General features: G+C 23.7%; 1 protein-coding gene. It reads right to left on the reverse strand.

Annotated elements, in window-relative coordinates; genetic code table 11:
• Positions 1–185: 185 nt before the first annotated feature.
• Positions 186–542, reverse strand: a complete 357-nt coding sequence (locus CD150_RS12765; RefSeq protein WP_073344041.1) for a DUF3139 domain-containing protein — start codon at positions 540–542, stop codon at positions 186–188.
• Positions 543–744 lie beyond the last annotated feature (202 nt).

The raw sequence follows: 744 nt of genomic DNA on the forward strand, positions 1-744 counted from the left end.
TTTTTATATACATTTCACTTGGAATAGTGCTCAAAATGCTTATGTTTTTTAATTTTTACTAAAGTAATCTATACGATAAAAGCATTCAATAAAAAATGGCTGATGCCATAAATAAATACGGTACCAGCCAACTTTATCTTGTTTTGCTTTAATCTATAAAATAATAACATCATTAAAAATAACTTTTAATCTTTAGGTTGATATTTTTCTTTAAAAGCATTATGTTTTGCGCCTTTGACATTTTTCTTAGTTTCTGGATCAAAACCTTGCACCAATATACCTTTATATGTACTAATCGGTTGAACGACATAAGTATGATTTGAATCATCTTTAAATTTAATTTCTTTATAATACAAACCTTTTTTAGCACTATATAATGTTTTCTCTGTCTGGATTTTATCAGTTAGATGAGTTTCATCTAAATAGTTATCAACTAACTCTAAATTTTTGTGACCTTGATAAGTTCTTAAACCAAAGAAAAAAATTACAGCCAAAATTAACGAAATAATTAATAGTCCTAGTATTTTCAAAAACGTCTTCATTATTTATCTCCTTTTAAGTAAAAACAATTATTATACATACTCCATTGTTAATCCTCATACTCTTAAATTCCTAGACTACTTATTAAAATTCATAATATTAATATTATGAACGATAACAAATAAATTATAAAGTATTATTACCTTTTGTAACAAAATGTTCTTAATTTTTCGCTTATGTATAACTGTATATATTATAAAATAT

Source organism: Staphylococcus ureilyticus (assembly GCF_002902235.1).
Taxonomy (GTDB): domain Bacteria; phylum Bacillota; class Bacilli; order Staphylococcales; family Staphylococcaceae; genus Staphylococcus; species Staphylococcus ureilyticus.